A 20,184-nucleotide genomic window follows, 5' to 3' on the forward strand; every position below is an offset into this window, starting at 1 on the left:
GATAATCCCCGAGTGGATACATTACCCTGCTAATAGTTAGCGATAGCAGAAAAAGTTAAAACGGAAGCGGGGTTTTATGAGAGTATTCTTATGCCCCTTCAAGAGCTAAGCCATGATGAGTGCCGGAGATAAGCGCCGGATGGGGCTGGTATCCTTCCCCGGGGCGCGCGATGCGCCCTGAGCGGGATGCCGCGATATGACGATACTCATTCCCGGGCCCCTGCATCATCTGCAGGGGCTTTTTGTTTTTCAGACGCTACTGGTTTGTTACTGCGAGTTTGCCCGATGTCATGCGGTCGCGCATTTATTACGTATCAAGGCATCTATTTTTTGGTAAATGATAATCAGGCTAACGTTTTGTTTTTTTGCTCGGTAAACTCGCCTGGCGACGCTCGCGAACGTAGGAAAAAAGATTATAAATTGCAGCAACTAATAAAATTAACGCCACAATAAGAACGGCGATTCCGGACATGTGCCACCTCAAAAATAAATGAGTAAAAAACAAGCTTCGCATAACTTGTGATTATGAATGTATGATTTTGTGCTAAATAACGCAAATGATATTTCTTATCATTTAAAACAATTCGCAGGCTTTTGGTTATCATGATCTAGTGTAAAATATTGATATATTTGTTCTTTTTGTTGGTGTGTTCATTTTGCTGAAATCCTCGCTGCCGCTGACCCTGCTAATAATGATGATCGCAAAATGCTCTCGCGAATCTGCGCGTATAAAGAGTAATGAACAATTACCCCGTGCAATGAAAAGCGCATTCGCTTTCGGCAATACCGTTATGTATGGATTACGGCGCAGCAGTCATATTTATGGTTGATATTAACCCTATTATTTATGTTGGAATTTGCGGCGACAGGTGAGATTAATATCTCTAACGGCAGCGATTTAACTTTGACGATATTTAATCCCCGCCTTCACCTATAAGTTGATGGTGAATGTAATATTTTTGTTAAATTTACGGGCGTCATTACGGCTAATACGCGACGCGCCGGGCGTTTGACTTTCTATAGCCGCTCATGCGAACATTCGGCGCAATTTGTTGCTTCGAAGTTGATATTGTTTTGAAAAAAATAGCGTGTTTTCTCTTTGTGGCCTGCGCCACGGCGATGCTTTACGGCAATTTTCCGGCCAAACAGATTATTGGCTGTGAAAAGCAGGGGGTCGCGGAATCGATTTGCATGGCAGCCGCGTGGGATAGTGAAAAAGTCGATCTGCTGCCGGCATGGAATCCAGAAGTTCAAAGGTTGATGGCCGCGCAAAAGCGTGCGCCTGCAGCGGAGGCGGGGTCTTTCAAATCGTAAAAAAGCAGCCTGACCAGGCTGCTTTTTTAGGTTTCGCTGCTGAGTAAAATCTTTAAAACCAACCAAAACGAACGGATAACAGGCCGATAAGCGCGAGTGCCGCGCCGACATTTATCAGAAGGACGGTTTTGCTGGAAACATCCATAACGCCACCTTTATGAATAAGCCTCTACAGTTATAGTACGAGCTTAGAGGTTGCGCTATCGGACAAAGATGAATCAGGCGTTTTTCCGAAATTAACCCTGTTGTGTGTTTTAAAAATGCCATAATCCCTGACGCACTCTGCGGATGCGAAAAGGCATCGCGATATGCGTAAATGCCGGTCAGGGAAGGAAGAAGAAAAATGACTTTATACCAGAAAATGCTGGTTTTTTATGCAGTTATGGGCTGTGTTTGTGCGGTAATAAGCTGGTTCTTAACCAAAGAGAGCCGCTGGATCCGACTGCTGGCGGCGCTGCTGATTGGCGCGACCTGGCCGTTCAGTTTTCCCATGGCGCTGCTGGTCTCCCTGTTTTGATTTAAAAATCGATAGCTCACCTTACGTTATGACTGTATAAAAAAACAGGCGTAATTAAATGGAGGCTTTTCGATGAACGGTTTTTATTCTTCTCAGGCTGGCGCCACCGTGCGCTGGCTCGATCTGCCCGGTCGCGGCGAACCCATTGTCTTTATCCACGGCCTGGGCTGTGCCTCAAGCTATGATTATCCGCGCGTTGCTGCCGACCCGGCGCTGGCCGGGCGGCGAATGATCCTTGTCGATTTACCCGGCTTCGGCTATAGCGATAAACCTGAATCCTTCAGCTACCGTATCGCCGATCAGGCCGCGGTAGTGGCCGAGCTGGTGGATCGCTTAGCCCTTGAACGCTGCTATTTATTTGGTCACAGCATGGGCGGCAGCGTCGCGATTGAAGCGGCCGGGCGGCTTGCCGAACGGGTGCGGGCGCTGCTGGTAGCCGAACCCAATCTCTATCCCGGGGGCGGAATGTACAGCAGGCGCATCGCCGGGCAAACGGAAGAACGCTTTATTGCCCGTGGTTACGCCGATATGCTTTCCACCGAAACCTCGCCATGGGCCGGCTGCCTGCAAAACAGCGCCCCCTGGGCGGTGTGGCGCGGCGCGGTCAGTCTGGTGAAGGGTGCTAATCCCTCCTGGTTCGCGCGCTTTGTCAATTTATCCTGCCCCAGAGCGCTGATATACGGAGCATTATCGCTGCCTGCCCAGGAAGCGACGGAGAGTGAAGCCGCCGGGATCCCGCTGCTGATGATCCCGCAGGCCGGGCATTCCATGGCGTGGGAAAACCCCTCAGCGCTGGCGCGTACGCTGGCCGATTTTTACGCCGGTATTGACGCAGAAGCCTGATTCGTGATCGCTATACACAAAAAGAAACAATATTTCATTTATTTTGGTATTCCGTTTTTTTATTTTTTTGGCGAGCGTGAAATGCGAAAAATCACTATCCTGGGTATCTCGGCTTTACTCTGTACACCGCTGCTTCTGCAAGGGTGCGTGTCGCAAAATCCGCGCGGGACAACCTCCCGCCCACAGCTTACGGCGGCGGAAGCGGCAACCTTCACCATGGAACGCTATTTTGCGCAAGGCGGCGCGTTGAGTGCCCCCGATGGCCCCTGGTCGCCATCGCCTGCGCGTCTCCCGCGGGCCGAAAGCGCGTGGCGCGTGGCGCCATCGGGCGCGCCGTTCACCCGCATTCAGCAGGCGGTCAATGCGGCAATCAACCAGCACGCGGCCGGTGATGGGCGTATTTATATCCGCATTGAACCGGGTATCTATCGGGAGACGGTCTATATCCCAGAAGGGGCGCCGCCGATAACCCTCTACGGCGCCGGGGATAACCCTGAAGCGGTGAGAATAGAGCTGGCAATCGACTCGCAATTCCCGGTAACGCGCTATCGCCAGCAGGTGAATAGCCAGCAACAGTATCGTGAAGGCGATCCGGCCTGGTATCAGTATGCGCTTTGCGCCGGACGTACCGCCAGGACGATAGGCACCAACTGCGCGGCGGTGATGTGGTCACAAAGCGCGGATTTTCAGCTGCTGAACCTCAGCGTAGTCAATAGCCTGCTGGACAACGTCGACGGTGGGACCCATCAGGGCGTGGCGCTGCGGACCGATGGCGATCGGGTGCAGCTGGAGAACGTCCGTCTGCTGGGACGCCAGGATACGCTCTATGTCAATACCAGCAATCGGCGCAATGAGGCGGTGACCGACCGTATCAGCCGGGTATATGTCAAAGACAGCTACATAGAAGGCGATGTGGACTATGTTTTTGGCCGGGCAAACGTGGTTTTTGATAATGTCCATTTTCACACCGTCTCAACGCGCCTCTCGCCCGAAGCTTACGTGCTTGCGCCGAATACGCTGCCGGATAACCCGTGTGGATTTCTGGTGATCAACAGCCGTTTTACCGGCGATAGCGGCTATCGGGGCGGCTTCAAGGCGAAGCTTGGCCGCGCCTGGGACCAGGGGGCGGGCAAGACCGGCTATTTACCCGGAAAAACCGCTAACGGGCAGGCGCTTATCGCCAACAGCACTATCGATCAAAGCTACGATCGGCTTTCCCCCTGGGGCGCTGCGGCCACCACCTCCCGGCCGTTCCGCGGCAATACCGCCGCAGAACGTCAGCTTGATGATGTTGCCTTCAATCGCCTGTGGGAATTCAATAACCACTGGCAGCCCTGAGGCTTAAAACGGCAGCTCGCGCGGGAGCGTTTGCAGCGTTATCCAGCGCAGCTCGGTAAACTCCGCCACCCCCGCGCGTCCGCCAAAGCGGCCGTAGCCCGACGATTTGCAGCCGCCAAACGGCATTTGCGCCTCATCATGCACGGTGGGGCCGTTAATGTGGCAAATGCCGGTTTGCAAATTTTGCGCCAGGTTCCACGCCCGGGCGCTGTCCCGGCTGTAGATCGCCGACGAGAGGCCATATTCGCTTTCATTGGCGACGGCCAGCGCTTCGTCTTCATCCTGAACGCGAATAATCGATTTCACCGGTCCAAATGACTCCTCATGCCAGATGCGCATCTCGCGGGTTACGCCATCGAGCAGGGTGGCGCGCATCTGCGTTGAGTCCGACATGCCGCCCGCGAGGAGGCGCGCGCCTTTCGCCAGCGCGTCCTCTATTAGCGCGTTGCAGCGGGCGACGGTTCTCATCTCCACCACCGGACCGAGAAGGCTGGCGGGCAGGGCGGCGGCTCGTTTGGCCAGCAGCGCCACGAACGGTTCCGCGACGGCGGCATCGACGATGATGCGCTCGGTTGACATACAGATTTGCCCGGCATTGGCGAAGGCGCCAAAAATTGCCCCTGCCGCGGCCTGTTCGAGGTCAGCGTCATCCAGCACCAGCAGCGGCGCTTTGCCGCCCAGCTCCAGTACCGCGGGTTTCAGATGTTCACCGCAGGTGCGGGCGATTATCCGCCCCACCGGCGTCGAACCGGTGAAATTGATGCGGCGAACGGCGGGGTGGGCGATCAGAGACTCCACCAGCGCAGGCGCGTCGGCGGGGGGACAGGTCAGATAATTGACCACCCCGGCGGGAAAGCCTGCCGCTGCCAGGGCATCGATTATCAACCCCTGGGTTGCCGGTGACAGCTCCGCGCCTTTGAGAATAACCGTATTTCCACAGGCCAGCGGCGTGGCGATAGCGCGGGTCGCCAGGATCAATGGCGCATTCCACGGCGCCATGCCGAGCACGACTCCCGCGCCCTGGCGGATGCCCAGCGCCAGATTTCCCGGCACATTGGAGGGGATCACCTGTCCCTCGATTTGCGTGGTTAGCGCGGCGGCTTCACGCAGAATATCGGCGGCCAGGTGAACGTTAAAACCGGCCCAGTGCGCGGCGGCCCCCGTTTCTGCCGCCATCGCGGCAATGAACTTGGCTTCGCGGCGCAGCATCTCTTCTGCGGCTTCCAGCAGGAGGCGTCGACGCTCGGCGGGGATTGTGTCGCGCCACTGCGGGAACGCCGCACCCGCGGCATCGGCGCAGCGGCGAGCGTCTGCCAGGCTGGCTGCGCTGGCAACGGAGGCGGTCTCTTGCGTCAGCGGATTATTGCGGGTAAAGGTGGCGCGGCCTTCGGCATCATGCCACTGGCCGTTAGTGTACAGGCTGCAGGTTATGGTCATTGTTATCTTCTCCTGACGTTACGATTTGCCGAGTCTACCGGGTGGTGCGGGTGCGCGATGCCGGCCGGGCGGTTATCGCCCGCTTTTTTCGTAACCTTCCGTACGCTTCACATTTATTGCTGGATTCAATGACGTCAAATGAGCGGATGTAGAATTAATCGGCGAAAATGCGGTTTTTAGCATAACCTGATAGCAATTGATTATTTGCCGGTTGAATTCTCCTGTGCTGTTATTAAAGCACTTATAACAAATTCATAAGGCTTATAACCATGTCTACAGGGAAAACGCTGCTTGCGCTGGCGTTGAGCGCACTCTTTCCGGCGGCCAGCGCCTGGGCGGCGGGCAACGATACGCTGGTCTACTGCTCCGAAGCTTCACCGGAATCTTTCAACCCGCAGATTGCCAGCTCGGGCCCGTCGTTCGTCGCCAGTTCCCAGGTGCTTTATAACCGCCTGATAAACTTCGATCCGGTGAAAAACACGCCAATTCCTTCGCTGGCGACCGAATGGAGCGTCTCGCCGGACGGCAAAACCTGGACTTTCACCCTGCGCAAGGGCGTGCAGTTCAACAGCAACAAATTCTTTAAGCCTACCCGCGATTTCAACGCCGATGACGTGCTGTTCTCGGTGCTGCGGCAGAAAGATGCCAACCATCCGTACCATAATGTTTCCCAGGGACATTACGAATACTTTCACGACGTTGGGCTGGATAAGCTGATCAAAGAGGTTAAAAAGGTCGATGATTACCACGTCCAGTTTGTGCTGAGCGAACCCAACGCAGCGTTCCTCGCCGACTGGGGCATGGATTTTGCGTCGATACTCTCTGCCGAATATGCCGATGCGATGCTGAAAAAAGGGACCCCGGAGTATGTTGATACCTGGCCTGTCGGCACCGGACCTTACGCGCTACAACAATATAAAGCGGATTCGCAGATCCGCTATATCGCCAATCCGCACTACTGGGACGGCGAGGTACCAACCAAACACCTGATCTTCTCCATCACGCCGAACGTTGAGACGCGACTGGCGAAGCTGCAAACCAATGAGTGCCAGATTATTCCCGCGCCATCGCCGGTACAGTTCCCGGTGATTAAGGGCAATAAAGATCTGGCGTTGCATTCGGTAGAAGCGCTCAACGTTGGTTATCTGGCGTTCAATACCGAGAAAAAACCGTTTGATAATGTCCTGGTGCGCCAGGCGCTGAACTACGCGACCGACAAGCAGGCGATCGTAAAAGCGGTGTTCCTCGACTCCGGCAGCGTCGCGAAATCACCGATCCCCGCCAATATGCTTGGCTATAAGAAAGATCTACCGGACTACGACTACAATCCGCAAAAAGCGAAAGACCTGCTCAAGCAGGCCGGACTGGAGAAGGGGGCCGAAGTGACCCTGTGGTCGATGCCGGTGCAGCGTCCCTATAACCCTAATTCGCGCCGTATTGCCGAGATGATCCAGAATGACTGGAGCAAGGTCGGGATTAAAGCCAAAATCGTCACCTATGAGTGGGGGGAATATCTCGCCGGAATGCGTAAAGGCGAGCACGACAGCGCGCTGTTTGGCTGGATGTCCGATAACGGCGATCCGGATAACTTCGCCGGCACCCTGTTAAGCTGCGATAACATCAAAACCGGCTCTAACGTCGCCCGCTGGTGCGATAAGTCCTACGATGCGCTGGTGAAAAAGGCTATCCTGGTCAGCGATCCTCAGGCGCGCGCTAAGCTATACGGCGAGGCGCAGACGATTTTTCAGCAGCAGGCCCCCTGGATCACCCTGGCGACCGGGAAGACCTTCTACGCGACGCGCAGCAACGTCAGCGGCTACAGCGTGAGCCTGATGGGCAGCGATTTTTCCAAAGTTAAACTCAACTAAGCCGCAAGGAGAAAAACATGTCGCATCTGGATGAGGTCGTCGCCCGCGTGGACGCCGCGATTGCCGAAAGCGTCATTACCCACATGAATGAACTGCTGATCGCGCTGAGCGATGACGCGGAGCTGGGACGGGAAGAGCGCTACGTTCAGCAGCAGCGTTTGCGGACTGCCATCGCCCACCATGGCCGCCAGCAGCACGAGGAGCAGGAGGCGCGCCGCGAGCAGCTGACCCGCGGCGGCGAAATTCACTAGCTTAGCGGCTAGAACTGGCGTCTGGCCACCAGCCAGGCGCCGACCACCAGCATCACCGCGCCGCAGAGCGGGCCAATCAGCGCGCGAAGCGGGACGTGGTGCGCGCGAATCAGATCCATCACTAACCCCCCCACCAGCTGGCTGGCAATCAACACCGCAATGGTGGTTGCCGCTCCGACGTTCTGATAACCGCTGATGCTGGCAAAGACGAAGAACGAGCCCAGCAGGCCGGGAATGAGCGTCCACCACTTTACGCTAATCGCCAGCTCCTGAAACCCCGCCGCGCCGTGCTTAAGCAGCAATATGGTCACGAAAATCACGATGCCGACCAGCGAGTTAAGCAGCATGGCGATCAGGATAGTCGATGCGGACTGGGTAATGCGCACCATCAGCGTATTTTGCAGTACCAGTCCGACGCCGGCGGCAACTAAACAGGCGAGGGTCAGGGTTTGATTCATGCGCTGCCGTCCGGATCGCGGCGATCGTCAAGCTGCAGCTGCATAAAGGTCAGATCCAGCCAGCGACCAAATTTGGTGCCTACCTGCGGCATTTGCCCGGTGGTGATAAAGCCCAGGGTATCATGCAGATACAGTGAAGCCTGATTTTGCGCCTCGATACCGGCAACCATAACATGCTTATTTAACCGTTTCGCCTCGGCGATGAGGGCGACCAGCAGGCTGCGGCCCAGCCCTTTACCCTGATGATCGGGGTGAACATAGACGGAATGCTCGACGGTATGGCGAAAGCCGTCAAAGGCGCGCCAGTCTCCGAAGGAGGAGTAACCGGTAATCACGCCGTTTTCTTCGCTGACCAGCACCGGATAGCCGACGAGCTGTCGGGCCTCAAACCAGGCAATACGGTTGTCGGTATCGACGGTCTTGTCGTTCCAGATAGCAGCGGTATGCAGTACCGCATGGTTGTAGATTTCAGCGATTGCCGCGCAATCGTCTTTGCTGGCATGGCGGATGGTCATGGTAACCCTCAAGGTTTGTACACTATAGTAGTACGATATTATTACAATAATGTACGCAAGGCTGTCATCTGTTTTAGGCAGAAATTTTCTCCTCGGCTGAGCGGCGTCGGAGGATACGAGGATTGCGTCGCCGGGTCCGGCGGCAAAATCATCACTCACATCGATAATTTTTAATTCGATAATTCATTAAATATATTGCTATTAATTTGCCGTAACATTCCACATTTTTATTTACCGCTATTATTGTTTAATGACATCTGGCAATGGTGCCAGTAATAATATAACTCCATGATTTTATTAACAATAGTGTGATTCGTTGTGATGGCATTCCTTTTTTGCATTTCAGCCAATAGAAATAACCTAATCCTCGCGGATATATTGTGATTAATCAGAGTATGCGGGTCGCTATTTAATATAGCGCGCTGCTCTGTTGGTTTTTATATAACCATATTCTACTCACAATATTGTGCGTATTTATACGCACGGAATAAATTTGCTAAAAGGGTGAAGCGATGGCGCAGACACAAAATATGAAAAAATTCATGCCTTCAATACTGGCAATATCCATCGGTACGCTATTCGCGAATAGCGCAATGGCGGCGGAACCCTCTGCGCTACAGGCTGCGCCGGCTTATACCGCAACGCAGACCAAAGGGGAGACGCTGTGGAGTAATGACGATACGGCAATCGGTATTTTAGGATCCGTACGTTTAATGGCCAAAACGGATTCTGCTCATACTCAGGAACATAATATACAGAATAATGACTCGCGGCTGGGGATTGCCCTGCGCCATAATTTTGACCTGAATGGCCTGAGTAATTATGCCGTCGGTTATTATGAGACCGGTGTTCATGATTTAGATTCCGCCACCGATGATCAGGGCAACGATGTCTATACGCGGCAGGCGTATGCCGGTATTGGTAACGATCAATATGGCGTCGTGACCTTCGGCAAACAATACGCCCCTACCGACTGGGGACTGGGTATTGATACGACTTATGCCTGGGGCGGTAAAGCGAAACATGATACCGCCGGGATGTCGACGGATATAATTAATTCTGCGGCGATCTACTATTACAGTGATAAAAATATGACTGTTGGCGTCATGGGACAAGGCAATGACAACGTCGACAGCATCGGGTTTGCTTCCTATGGCGATGGCCCCAACCTGCACGACGCCTACCGCGATGGGTCAGCCACCGTTCATGGCGGAGCGGCGGTTGCCGCGCAGTACCGTTGGGATAACGGCTTTTCCGTCTCCAGCGCGGTGGCGTATAACAATTACACGGTAAATAGCGGTTCAGTCAGCGGCTGCCAGAATTTTGGCCCGAATGGCCACTGTTTTAATTACACCGATAATAACGGCGATGCCTATGACGGCAATACTTATAGCATGGGCATGAACGCGAAATATACGACAAGCGTTGGCGATCATGCCTGGTATAACGGCGCGGAAGTGACTTATTACCTCAATAAAGTGAATGATGTTAACGCGGCGACCAGCGGCCATTACGAACATAATAACCCGCAGGGTGATGACCAGGAAACGGTTCTCGGTCTGGAATATGACTCACAGTTTAAAATCACCCCGGCCTGGGGCGTGTACGTTGATTTTAACTGGTCGCAGGGCGGCGATGCGATGGAGGGACAGCACTTCCAGTCGACGGTATTGGGTACCGATTACTGGCTCGGCGCAAACGCGGTCACTTATCTTGAATATGGCTACGAAAAAGCCTGGGGCAACGATAATGAAGCGTGGAATATTGACGACCATCTTGGCGCAGTGGGTCTGCGCGTCTTTATCTAAGCGGGATAATTTCTTTTCATTTATTGCCGTAATGCTGTTCAAATTAACGGATTGAATGACTCTCTGTGTTTGCCCGGCCAATGATACGCCGGGCTTTTTCATCTTCATTTCCGACGCCGGGCGTCTGGTTGTGCAAACAAGCGGGCTACACTATAGTGTCACGCTATGAATACTATAGAAGACAACCTTAACCAGCGCATCAGCGCACGTATCCGAATCGAGCGGGAATCTCGCGGTTGGTCGCTGAACGAACTGGCGGAGCGGGCGGGGGCGTCGCGGGCGATGATCCACAAGATCGAGCGCGGCGAAAGCAGCCCGACGGCATCGATGCTGGGACGGTTATCCGGCGCCTTCGGCATGAGTATGTCGACGCTGATCGCCAGGGCGGAGATGCAGGAAGGCAAGCTGCTGCGCTTTGCGCATCAGCCGGTGTGGCGCGATCCGCAGAGCCACTATCTGCGGCGCCACGTTTCGCCGCGCAGCGACCTGCCAATCGATCTGGTGCAGGTGGAGCTTCCGGCCGGCAGCGATGTGCCAATGCCTGCGTCATCCTACGCCCAGGCCCGGCAGCTGATCTGGCTACAGCAGGGCGAGCTGGTGTTTATCGAAGGCAATGCGCGCCACGAGATGCAGGCGGGGGACTGCCTGGAGCTCGGGCCGCCTAACGACTGCCGCTTTATTAATGAAACCGCGCTGCCCTGCGTCTATCTGGTCGTCCGACTCAATCAATCTGCCTCATAATGTCAATGCGCGCTGCCGGGAAAGCAGCTAGCCTCAATACAGACTTGTCAAAAGAGGAGTGTGTTATGGCTTTCAATCCGCAACGCCACCGCCGCTGGCTGCTGGCATCGCGTCCGCACGGCGAGCCAACCGGGGAGAATTTCCGCCTGGAAGAGGGCGAGGTCGCGTCTCCTGGGCCGGGGCAGCTGTTGCTGCGCACCGTCTTTCTGTCATTGGATCCCTATATGCGCGGGCGGATGAGCGACGCGCCTTCCTATTCGCCGCCGGTCGCCATTGGCGCGGTGATGGTTGGCGGCACCGTGAGCCGCGTGGTGACATCGAACCATGCCGATTTTCAGCCCGGCGACTGGGTGCTGGGCTACGGCGGCTGGCAGGATTATGAACTTTCCGACGGCAGCGGGCTGGTGAAGTTAGGCGACAGCCCGGAACACCCTTCGTGGGCGCTGGGGATCCTCGGTATGCCGGGCTTTACCGCCTATATGGGGCTGCTCGATATCGGCCAGCCAAAAGCGGGCGAGACGCTGGTGGTCGCCGCCGCCACCGGGCCGGTTGGCGCAACGGTCGGACAGATAGCGAAGCTAAAAGGCTGCCGTACGGTAGGCATTGCGGGCGGCAGCGAGAAGTGCCGCTATGCCGTAGAGACGCTGGGTTTCGACGTCTGTATCGATCACCGCGCGCCCGATTTTGCCGTTAAGCTGTTAGAAGCCTGCCCGCAGGGCATCGATATCTACTATGAGAACGTCGGCGGCAAAGTATTCGATGAAGTGCTGCCGCTGTTGAACACCTCGGCCCGCGTGCCGGTTTGCGGCCTGGTCAGCGGCTACAACGCCACCGCGCTACCCGACGGCCCGGATCGCTTGCCGCTGCTGATGGCGACGATCCTCAAAAAACGCATCCGTATGCAGGGCTTTATTATCGGCCAGGATTATGGTCACCGGATTGCCGAGTTCCAGCAGGAGATGGGGCGCTGGGTGCAGGCAGGGAAAATCAAATACCGCGAGCAGGTTGTTGACGGCCTGGAGAACGCACCGCAGGCGCTCATCGGTCTGCTGAAGGGCGAGAATTTCGGTAAAGTGGTGGTTCGCGTCTCTCCGGATGAGTAATCGCTTTCCCGGCAGGCGCCGCGCCCGCCGGGTTTTATGATGATTTACGCGTAAAACGCCAGCCGATCGGCCAGCAGGTCAACAAACGCCTGGCGATCGACATCGAGCATCACCGTTGCGTTCGGCTGCTTACCGGTCAGATTGTAAAAATCGACGACCGTCATCCCCTGGGTATATTTCCCCTGCGTTTCCACGCCGACCCAGCGTTCAACGGTGGTAAACATCTCCGGCTTCAGCAACCAGGCAATGGTGCACGGGTCGTGCAACGGCGCGCCGACAAAGCCCCATTTCTCATCCTTATGGTACTCAAGGAAGAAGTCGAGCAGTTCGGCGACGATGGTGGATATCGGGTTGCCGATACGGCGGAAACGCTCGATATCCTCAACGTGGATTTGCGCTTTATGGGTGACGTCTAACCCAGCCATCACCACCGGAATACCGGACTGGAAAACGATCTCCGCGGCTTCAGGGTCGACGTAGATATTAAACTCGACTGCCGGCTGCCAGTTCCCCAGCACCATTGCGCCGCCCATTATCACAATACGGTCGATTTTGGCATGCAGTTCCGGATGGCTGTTGAGTAACAGGGCGACGTTGGTTTGCGGGCCGGTGGCAACGATCGTAACCGGTTCGGCGCTGTCGCGCAGGATATTGGCCATCAGCTCGACGGCGGTGCAGCTTTGCGCGGCAAAGCCCGGCTCCGGCAGCGCCGGGCCGTCAAGACCGCTCTCGCCATGCACGTTGTCGGCGATAATCAGCTCCCGCATCAGTGGCTTAAGCGCGCCGCCGGCTACCGGGATATCCGGGCGTTTAAGCAGGGTGAGCATGCGCAGTACGTTACGCAGGGTTTTGTCCGGGGTCTGGTTTCCCGCGGAGGACGTCACGGCTTTAACATCAAGTTCGGGTGAGGCGAGGGCGAGAACGAGGGCAATCGCGTCATCATGACCCGGATCGCAATCGATAATTACTGGCAGTGCCATGGCAGCTCCTTGTTGGCGTTGTTTTGTGACAAGGGTAACGCCGTAAAGCGACATAAACGAGGCTCAACGCAGGATAGTGTGATGATGTGCACGATTGAGCGCCGACATCGCGCGACGCTTAGCCAACATAGCTGGTTGATCTGTGCGCAATCAGGAGGTAGCCATGCGGTGGCGCAAGAAGTCGCTTCCCGTGGAGGCCTATAATGATAAAACGACGCAACCATACGAATATTACTGGTTTGCTTTCCGTCAGCGGATTCTTATTCTAAAGAAAACTCCAGGAGATAATTGCAATGAAAGATGTTGTAGATAAATGCAGTACCAAAGGCTGTGCCATCGACGTAGGCTCGATTATTGATAATGAGGACTGCGTCTGGCGGGTTGAGAGAAACTTCGCCAGCCGCGAAGAGGCTGAGTCCACCATCGCGGCGGTCCGCGAACGTGCCCTTGCCGCCGCCCCCGCCAGCGAGCCGCCGCAGGTCGACTATACCATCGTGCCCGCCGGTGATGAGGCAAAGCTTGAGGCTTCGATTGCCTTCTCCTGCCAGGCGGAAAAGATCATTTTCGAATTGTCGTTAAGAAACGTTATTTAACGTCAGTGAGCGCCCACGGCTCAGCCTCAACAGGATCCTGCGCGCGATCCCGTTGAGGTGCCGTGATCAAGCGTTACTCAAACCGCCATGCCAGGTTTAGCCCGATACCGTAGTTACGGCCCGGCGCCGGTTCGTAGTAGCGGCCGTTGGATTCATTCACGATAACCGAGCCCGCGTAGCTGCGGTCGAACAAGTTATCTACCCGGCCAAACAGATCCATATCCATCTTGCCGTAGCTCCATTTATAGCCGGTCGTCAGGCCGACCACCGTCCAGGACGGCGCTTTGGCCGTGTTCTCATCGTTAGCCATAATATCGCTCATATAGCGAATATCGCTGCCCGCGTACCAGCCTTTCTCGGGCTGATAGCCGAAGGAAGCGTAGCCCATATTGCGGGCAATCCCCGGAATACGATTGCCTTTACAGCTGGTATCGTCACAGACGTTGGTGCGATAGGTCGCATCCAGCCAGGTCCAGGCCGCTTTTAAACGCCAGCTCTCGCCGAACTGCTGATCCAGCCCCAGCTCCATCCCCTGACGGCGCGTTTTACCGGCGTTTTTATAGCTGGTGCGCCCGCCGCTGCTGGCGTCGACGACAATCTCATTGTCGGTATCGGTCTGGAACAGCGCGGCGGTCAACAGGCCGTTGCCGATTCGCGCTTTGCTGCCAACTTCAACGGTTTCGTTGGTGGAAGGCTGCAGGCCAAAGTTCAGCCCGCCCTGGTCGCCGGAGCGATAGGAAAGCTCATTGATGGTCGGCGTTTCGAAACCGCGGCCGGCGGAGATGTAGACGTTCCAGGCATCGGTTACCGCGTATTTCAGCGAGCCCGCCGGCAGCCATTTATGATAGCTGGCCTCGCCGCTGTCATCGCCGTTACCCGGCGTAACGTAATAATCGTTGGAATCGAACCACACCGAGCTGTAGCGCACGCCGGCGTCAAGAGAGAGTTTCTCGGTGAGCTGCCACTGGGTTTGCAAATAGGGGTCAACGTTCCACATCAAATTGCGTTCGTTGCGGCGCAGGTCGCCCTTTTCACCGTACTGCGGCACGCCGTTGCTCATGACAAAGTTTTCATAACCCTTACGGCGCTCGGTCATGGTTTCATAATCAAGTCCGGTGGTAAAAGTGACCGGCACCAGCAGCTCGCCGCGATGGGTCCAGCGGGTATCAATCCCCTGATAGTGACGCGTCAGGTCAATCACGCCGCCAGCATGGGTGGGTTTGAGCTGCGGAGCGCGAGGAATCGACTGATATTGCGTGGTTTCACGCTCGCCGGCGTACATCATCACGCTCAGATCGTCCTGCTCGCTCAGTTGGCGCTCGTAGCGCAAACCGGCCTGGGTCTGTTTAATGGTTTTGCGAGTATTGTACTGATCGCCTCTTGGCGACTGGCGGGGATTATTTTGCCATTCGTCATAGCTCAGGCCGCCCGCGTCATTGGCTTTAATATCCACGCTATTAAACAGCAGGGTCAGTTTGCTGTCGTCATTAATACGTACGCCGAGCTTCGCGTTGGCGAGATTCTTACGCGCGCCGCTATGATCGCGGGAGCCGTGGGTAGTGAAGCGGTTGGTGGAAACCACATAGTCGACGTCGCCCGCATGGCTGCCGTCGCCGACCGCGCCGGTCGCTTTCATACCGTAATGCCAGGTACCGAAGCTGCCGTAGTAGCTGCTGGCTTCGATAGTGGGCGGCTGGCTGCCGGTCTGGGTGGTGGCGTTAATTACCCCGCCGGAGGAGTTGCCGTAGAGGGCGGAAAAAGGTCCGCGCAGTACTTCGAGCGAATCGAGGCTGCCAATATCAATATTCGAGGTTTGTCCCTGGCCATCGGGCATGGTGGCCGGAATGCCGTCGACGTATATGCGCAGCCCGCGTACGCCGTAGGTGGAGCGGGAGCCGAAGCCGCGAATCGAAAGCTGCAGATCTTGCGCATAGTTCTGACGGTTTTGCACCTGTAGCCCCGGTACCGCGCCCAGCGACTCGGAAAGATTGACCCGCGGCGCGGCCTGGCGCATCTCGTCGCCGTTAACCACGCTTACGGCGGCGGGAGTATCGAGTTCAGAAACCGCCGACGGTGCGGCGGTAACCACCATGGTCTGTTCAGCGGCGTGGGCAGTTGGCGCTGAGGATATAAGCGGCAGAAGCAGTGCGGGGAGCGCGGCGGCGCGCACGGAAAGGATTTTCATCAAAGTTACTCGCAAAACGAACCAAACGGAACATATGTATATATGTTAACTCTTTTGTAAATTTTTTGAAAAGACTTAACAGGATTTGAGTTAACAAATAGCAAGAATTGCGTGATGCCGGATGGACTAAACGCAATTAACTCTCCACATTGCGATAAATAATGATTACTATTCGCATTACAAAGAGTAGCGCAAAGCCATGATTTTGCGCCCCGGAAGCACTGTCGAGCAGGCACATATTCGTTTTATCAAAGGGAGTCGTCATGTCATTACGTCATCTGTCCGCGCCGCGTCTGCGCCGTTCACTGTTATTAACTTCATTACTGCTGGCGGGGAGCTTCAGCGCCCACGCGGCGGAAGAAATGCTGCGCAAAGCTGTTGGTAAAGGCGCGTACGAAATGGCCTATAGCCAGCAGGAGAATGCGCTGTGGGTGGCGACTTCGCAAAGCCGTTCGCTGGACAAGGGCGGTATTGTTTACCGTCTCGATCCGACGACGCTGGAAGTGACGCAGATTATTCATAACGATCTAAAACCGTTCGGCGCGACGATCAACAACGCTACCCAGACCCTGTGGTTTGGCAACACCACCGACAGCAGCGTGACGGCAATTGATGCAAAAACCGGCAAGGTGAAAGGGCGTCTGGTGCTCGATCCCCGTCAGCGCAGCGAAACCGTGCGCCCGCTAGCCCCGCGCGAACTGGCAGTTAACGAGAAAACCAATACTGTCTACATCACCGGGCTGGGTAAAGAGAGCGTGATCTGGGTGGTGGACGGCGACAAGCTGACGCTGAAAGACACTATTGCCAATACCGGCGCGATGGCGACGGGCCTGGCGGTGGATGCGGAAGCGAACCGTATCTACACCACCAACGCCGATGGCGAACTGGTGACCATCGACAGCACCAGCAATAAGATCCTGACGCGTAAGAAACTGCAGGATGACGGCAAAGAGCACTTCTACCTCAACCTGAGCCTCGATACCGCTGGTCACCGGGCTTTTATCACCGATGGCAAACAGCCGGAAGTGCTGGTGGTCGATATTCGCGATGGTAAAGTGCTGGAGAAAATCGCCGCGCCGGAATCTCTGGCCGTGCTGTTTAACCCGACCCGCAACGAAGCCTACGTGACCCACCGTAAAGCCGGCGAAGTGAGCGTGATCGATGGTAAGACCTACAAAGTGGTCAAGACCTTTAAAACCCCGACTCACCCGAACAGCCTGACCCTCTCCGCCGATGGCAAAACGCTGTACGTCAGCGTGAAGCAGGAATCGACACGCCAGAAAGAGGCCACCCAGCCGGATGACGTTATTCGCATCGCGCTGTGATCCTGACGGGAGGGGGTAACCCCTCCTGAAAGTCTGTCCGCCGGCGGCGGCCGGCGCCTTCAGCGATATCACCCTCTGTTACAAACACTTATTAGCCTGATAAATATAATGGCTATAAACTGACGTCTTTCCTGCGCAAGCGGGACGGTGGCATTAATCCTGGAGAAAAGATGAAAAAATCATTTATGGTCGTTTGTGCCGGCGCGATGCTGGCCCTTCTGGCGGGCTGTAGCTCAAACTATGTGATGACGACGAAAAGCGGGCAGACTATCGTGACGCAGGGCAAGCCGCAGCTGGATAAGGATACCGGCATGACCAGCTATACCGATGAGTCAGGCAATAAGCGCCAGATTAACAGCAGCGACGTCGCTCAGCTGGTGGAAGATAATTAAGTTGTGCAGTTGCGGTTTGCCCGGTGGGGCAAACCGCAAAAGGAACGGGTTACGGTTTTTCAATATTCGGCGCGGTGCTGTGAATATCATGCACGCGCTTACGTACGCCAAACCAGCCGGCAACCAGCAGTACGGCGATCAGCGGAATCGAACCGATGGTATAGGTTCCATTCGGATAGTCGAAAGCCATTAATACCAACACGCTCAGCAGGAACAGCAGGGTCAGCCAGGAGGTAAAGGGCGCTCCCGGCATCTTGAAGCTGACGTCCGCCGCTTTGCCTTCCTTAATCGCCTTACGCAGGCGCATCTGGCACACCACAATAAAGCCCCACGAAGCGATAATCCCCAGCGAAGCGACGTTCAGGACAATCTCAAACACCTGCGAAGGCACCAGATAGTTGAGGAACACCCCAACGACATACACCGCCAGCGTCGCCAGAATCCCGGCGTAGGGCACGTGGTGGCGGCTCATTTTCGACATAAACTTCGGCGCGGAACCGCCCATCGACATGGAGCGCAGAATACGCCCGGTGCAGTAGAGGCCGGAGTTGAGGCTGGAGAGCGCGGCGGTTAACACCACGATATTCATCACGCTGCCGATATACGGCACGCCCAGCTTCGAGAAGAAGGTGACGAACGGGCTCTGCCCGGCCTGATAGGCATTCCACGGCAGCAGCAGCACCAGCAGCAATACCGAGCCAACGTAGAACAGACCAATACGCCAGATAACGCTGTTAATAGCGCGCGGCACCATGGTCTGCGGATCTTTACACTCGCCAGCGGCGGTACCCACCAGTTCGATAGAGGCGAAGGCGAACACCACCCCCTGTACCAGTACCAGCGCCGGCAGCAGGCCATGCGGGAACAGGCCGCCGTTATCGGTAATCAGGTGGAAACCGGTGGCATTGCCATCCAGCGGCTTGCCGGTGCCAAGAAAAATAGTCCCGACCACCAGAAACGCCACGATCGCCAGAACTTTCACCAGCGCGAACCAGAACTCCATTTCGGCGAACCATTTCACGCCGATCATGTTCATGGTGCCGACAATCGCCAGCGCGCCGAGGGCGAAGACCCACTGCGGGACGTCGCCGAACGCGCCCCAGTAGTGCATATACAGCGCCACGGCGGTGATATCGACGATCCCGGTCATCGCCCAGTTGACAAAGTACATCCAGCCCGCCACGTAAGCCGCTTTTTCACCGAGGAACTCGCGGGCGTAGGAGACGAAGCTGCCGCTCGAAGGGCGATGAAGCACCAGTTCGCCCAGCGCGCGTAGGATAAAAAACGAAAAGAGGCCGCAGACCAGATAAACCAGCGCCAGGGCCGGTCCGGCCATCTGCAGGCGCGCGCCCGCGCCGAGAAACAGGCCGGTACCGATGGCGCCGCCGATGGCAATCATCTGTACCTGACGGTTGCCCATCGCCTTGTGGTAGCCGGACTCATGCGAATTCAGCCAATGGCGTTTGGCAGCGTGCTGCTCCGCCACGCTAGAGTGTTTTGTATTCATTGATGTCGCTATTTTCCTGTCAAAGTCCATGAGTGGTTCGTGCTGCTGGCTCTCTCATCATTCTGAGGAATGAGATAAGCGAGCATGGCGGAGAATCCTACACGTATCGGAAAATGGACGCACGTAAAAGATTTACGGACCGCACTTGCTTAAATATCAATGAGATCGCCGCGTTCTGCGGGGGGATAATCACCTGGAAATTTCGCTGATCGATTTTGCCCAACGTGCGCTATTATTTTCAGCCCGCTTTTTGCCCGAGAGACCACGATGAAAATCAACGTAGTAGGGACCAGCGGCGTCGGCAAATCTACCCTCGCGCGTCGGCTGGCTCAGGAACTGTCGCTGCCTTATATCGAAATGGATGTGCTCTACTGGCTGCCCGAATGGCAAGGTACGCCGGACGATGAGTTTTACGCCAAACTTGCCACCGCGCTCGCCGCGCCCGGCTGGGTGCTGGACGGTAACTATAACCGCAGCCGCCCGGTAAAATGGCGCGACGTGGATCTGGTGGTGTGGGTGGACTACAGTTTCTGGCGCACGATTCGCCAGGCCGTCTGGCGCGCGGCTTCACGCGCAAGCCGGCGCCAGGAGCTGTGGCCCGGCACTGGCAACTGCGAAACCTTCCGCCGCTCTTTCTTTAGCCGGGACTCCATTATTTTGTGGACGCTGAAAACCTGGCGCAACAATCGCCGGCGCTATCTGGCGGATATGCGCGATCCCCAGTATCAACACATTCGCTTTGTGCGTCTGCGCAACCAGCGGCAGACCGAGGCGCTGGTGCGCGAGCTTCGGCAAAATAGCCGATAATCCCCCGGCTCGCGCTGCGCTTAGCCGGGCTACCGGACCGTAGGTTGCCGGTAACCCGTAGCCCGGGTAAGGCGTTTACGCTGCAACCCGGGGAATATGCCGTGACGTGGCATTACTGCGGCTTCTTCCCGGCTTTGCGCTGCGCTTAGCCGGGCTACCGGGCCACAGATTGCTGATAATCCGTAGCCCGGACAGATGCGCA

General features: G+C 56.1%; 21 protein-coding genes. 13 read left to right on the forward strand and 8 right to left on the reverse strand.

Annotation, left to right across the window (positions count from 1 at the left end; translation table 11 throughout):
• Window positions 1-349: 349 nt before the first annotated feature.
• Window positions 350-472, reverse strand: a complete 123-nt coding sequence (locus IYV58_RS12830; RefSeq protein WP_004120802.1) for a small membrane protein — start codon at window positions 470-472, stop codon at window positions 350-352.
• Window positions 473-1,029: 557 nt separating this feature from the next.
• Here IYV58_RS12830 and IYV58_RS12835 point away from each other — a divergent pair.
• Window positions 1,030-1,314 carry a hypothetical protein gene (locus IYV58_RS12835; RefSeq protein WP_049115976.1) on the forward strand — a complete coding sequence of 95 codons (285 nt, stop codon included), beginning with the start codon at window positions 1,030-1,032 and terminating at the stop codon, window positions 1,312-1,314.
• Window positions 1,315-1,366: 52 nt separating this feature from the next.
• On the opposite strand, the gene yncL is transcribed toward IYV58_RS12835, so the two are convergent.
• The gene (gene yncL / locus IYV58_RS12840) at window positions 1,367-1,459 is read right to left on the reverse strand and encodes a stress response membrane protein YncL (RefSeq protein WP_004101822.1); all 93 of its coding nucleotides are present in this window, start codon (window positions 1,457-1,459) and stop codon (window positions 1,367-1,369) included.
• A gap of 198 nt (window positions 1,460-1,657) precedes the next feature.
• Between yncL and IYV58_RS12845 the strand changes: the two genes are divergently transcribed.
• The 3 genes from IYV58_RS12845 (at window position 1,658) to IYV58_RS12855 (ending at window position 4,012) form a co-directional block, all read left to right on the forward strand.
• Complete coding sequence (locus IYV58_RS12845) at window positions 1,658-1,831, forward strand: GhoT/OrtT family toxin (protein WP_004120798.1); 174 nt, start codon at window positions 1,658-1,660, stop codon at window positions 1,829-1,831.
• A gap of 72 nt (window positions 1,832-1,903) precedes the next feature.
• A complete protein-coding gene (locus IYV58_RS12850) occupies window positions 1,904-2,674 on the forward strand; it encodes an alpha/beta fold hydrolase (protein WP_049115978.1) in 771 nt (256 codons plus the stop codon).
• A gap of 81 nt (window positions 2,675-2,755) precedes the next feature.
• Window positions 2,756-4,012: a putative acyl-CoA thioester hydrolase gene (locus tag IYV58_RS12855; protein ID WP_004120792.1), complete on the forward strand. Its 1,257-nt coding sequence runs from the start codon at window positions 2,756-2,758 to the stop codon at window positions 4,010-4,012.
• Between the two features lie 3 nt (window positions 4,013-4,015).
• Here the strand turns inward: IYV58_RS12855 and IYV58_RS12860 are convergent, their stop codons facing one another.
• Window positions 4,016-5,449, reverse strand: coding sequence for an aldehyde dehydrogenase (locus tag IYV58_RS12860; RefSeq protein ID WP_195729660.1), 1,434 nt, complete (start codon window positions 5,447-5,449; stop codon window positions 4,016-4,018).
• Window positions 5,450-5,718: 269 nt separating this feature from the next.
• Here IYV58_RS12860 and IYV58_RS12865 point away from each other — a divergent pair, with 269 nt between their 5' ends.
• Window positions 5,719-7,317, forward strand: a complete 1,599-nt coding sequence (locus IYV58_RS12865) for an ABC transporter substrate-binding protein (RefSeq protein WP_049115476.1) — start codon at window positions 5,719-5,721, stop codon at window positions 7,315-7,317.
• 17 nt (window positions 7,318-7,334) lie between these two features.
• Window positions 7,335-7,568 (forward strand): YdcY family protein, encoded by a 234-nt coding sequence (locus IYV58_RS12870; protein WP_004120770.1) that lies wholly within the window; start codon window positions 7,335-7,337, stop codon window positions 7,566-7,568.
• A gap of 8 nt (window positions 7,569-7,576) precedes the next feature.
• On the opposite strand, the gene IYV58_RS12875 is transcribed toward IYV58_RS12870, so the two are convergent.
• Both IYV58_RS12875 and IYV58_RS12880 read right to left on the reverse strand, forming a co-directional pair.
• Complete coding sequence (locus tag IYV58_RS12875; RefSeq protein ID WP_004120768.1) at window positions 7,577-8,026, reverse strand: DMT family transporter; 450 nt, start codon at window positions 8,024-8,026, stop codon at window positions 7,577-7,579.
• The gene (locus IYV58_RS12880; RefSeq protein WP_195729661.1) at window positions 8,023-8,541 is read right to left on the reverse strand and encodes a GNAT family N-acetyltransferase; all 519 of its coding nucleotides are present in this window, start codon (window positions 8,539-8,541) and stop codon (window positions 8,023-8,025) included. Before IYV58_RS12880 ends, IYV58_RS12875 begins: the two co-directional genes overlap by 4 nt.
• A 512-nt stretch (window positions 8,542-9,053) precedes the next feature.
• Between IYV58_RS12880 and IYV58_RS12885 the strand changes: the two genes are divergently transcribed.
• The 3 genes from IYV58_RS12885 to IYV58_RS12895 all read left to right on the forward strand — a co-directional run bounded on the left by IYV58_RS12885 (window position 9,054) and on the right by IYV58_RS12895 (window position 12,193).
• Window positions 9,054-10,349, forward strand: coding sequence for a porin (locus tag IYV58_RS12885; protein WP_195729662.1), 1,296 nt, complete (start codon window positions 9,054-9,056; stop codon window positions 10,347-10,349).
• 165 nt (window positions 10,350-10,514) lie between these two features.
• Window positions 10,515-11,090: a helix-turn-helix domain-containing protein gene (locus IYV58_RS12890; protein WP_004120763.1), complete on the forward strand. Its 576-nt coding sequence runs from the start codon at window positions 10,515-10,517 to the stop codon at window positions 11,088-11,090.
• Between the two features lie 65 nt (window positions 11,091-11,155).
• On the forward strand, window positions 11,156-12,193 hold the full coding sequence (locus IYV58_RS12895) for an NADP-dependent oxidoreductase (protein WP_004120761.1): 1,038 nt from the start codon (window positions 11,156-11,158) through the stop codon (window positions 12,191-12,193).
• A 44-nt stretch (window positions 12,194-12,237) separates the two neighbouring features.
• On the opposite strand, the gene rihA is transcribed toward IYV58_RS12895, so the two are convergent.
• Window positions 12,238-13,173 carry a pyrimidine-specific ribonucleoside hydrolase RihA gene (rihA, locus tag IYV58_RS12900; RefSeq protein WP_004120759.1) on the reverse strand — a complete coding sequence of 312 codons (936 nt, stop codon included), beginning with the start codon at window positions 13,171-13,173 and terminating at the stop codon, window positions 12,238-12,240.
• A 293-nt stretch (window positions 13,174-13,466) separates the two neighbouring features.
• On the opposite strand from rihA, the gene IYV58_RS12905 reads away from it, so the two are divergent.
• Window positions 13,467-13,766: a DUF406 domain-containing protein gene (locus IYV58_RS12905; RefSeq protein WP_004120756.1), complete on the forward strand. Its 300-nt coding sequence runs from the start codon at window positions 13,467-13,469 to the stop codon at window positions 13,764-13,766.
• Window positions 13,767-13,839: 73 nt separating this feature from the next.
• Here the strand turns inward: IYV58_RS12905 and pqqU are convergent, their stop codons facing one another.
• On the reverse strand, window positions 13,840-15,951 hold the full coding sequence (gene pqqU / locus IYV58_RS12910) for a TonB-dependent receptor PqqU (RefSeq protein ID WP_004120753.1): 2,112 nt from the start codon (window positions 15,949-15,951) through the stop codon (window positions 13,840-13,842).
• Window positions 15,952-16,214: 263 nt separating this feature from the next.
• Between pqqU and IYV58_RS12915 the strand changes: the two genes are divergently transcribed.
• On the forward strand, window positions 16,215-17,276 hold the full coding sequence (locus tag IYV58_RS12915) for a 7-bladed beta-propeller protein YncE (RefSeq protein ID WP_142445710.1): 1,062 nt from the start codon (window positions 16,215-16,217) through the stop codon (window positions 17,274-17,276).
• A 170-nt stretch (window positions 17,277-17,446) separates the two neighbouring features.
• Window positions 17,447-17,668, forward strand: coding sequence for a YgdI/YgdR family lipoprotein (locus IYV58_RS12920; RefSeq protein ID WP_004120747.1), 222 nt, complete (start codon window positions 17,447-17,449; stop codon window positions 17,666-17,668).
• A gap of 49 nt (window positions 17,669-17,717) precedes the next feature.
• On the opposite strand, the gene ansP is transcribed toward IYV58_RS12920, so the two are convergent.
• Window positions 17,718-19,175, reverse strand: coding sequence for an L-asparagine permease (gene ansP / locus IYV58_RS12925; RefSeq protein WP_049123303.1), 1,458 nt, complete (start codon window positions 19,173-19,175; stop codon window positions 17,718-17,720).
• A 267-nt stretch (window positions 19,176-19,442) separates the two neighbouring features.
• Between ansP and IYV58_RS12930 the strand changes: the two genes are divergently transcribed.
• On the forward strand, window positions 19,443-19,982 hold the full coding sequence (locus tag IYV58_RS12930; protein WP_004120743.1) for an AAA family ATPase: 540 nt from the start codon (window positions 19,443-19,445) through the stop codon (window positions 19,980-19,982).
• Window positions 19,983-20,184 lie beyond the last annotated feature (202 nt).

The organism is Klebsiella sp. BDA134-6, assembly GCF_015601345.1.
Classification (GTDB): domain Bacteria; phylum Pseudomonadota; class Gammaproteobacteria; order Enterobacterales; family Enterobacteriaceae; genus Klebsiella; species Klebsiella grimontii.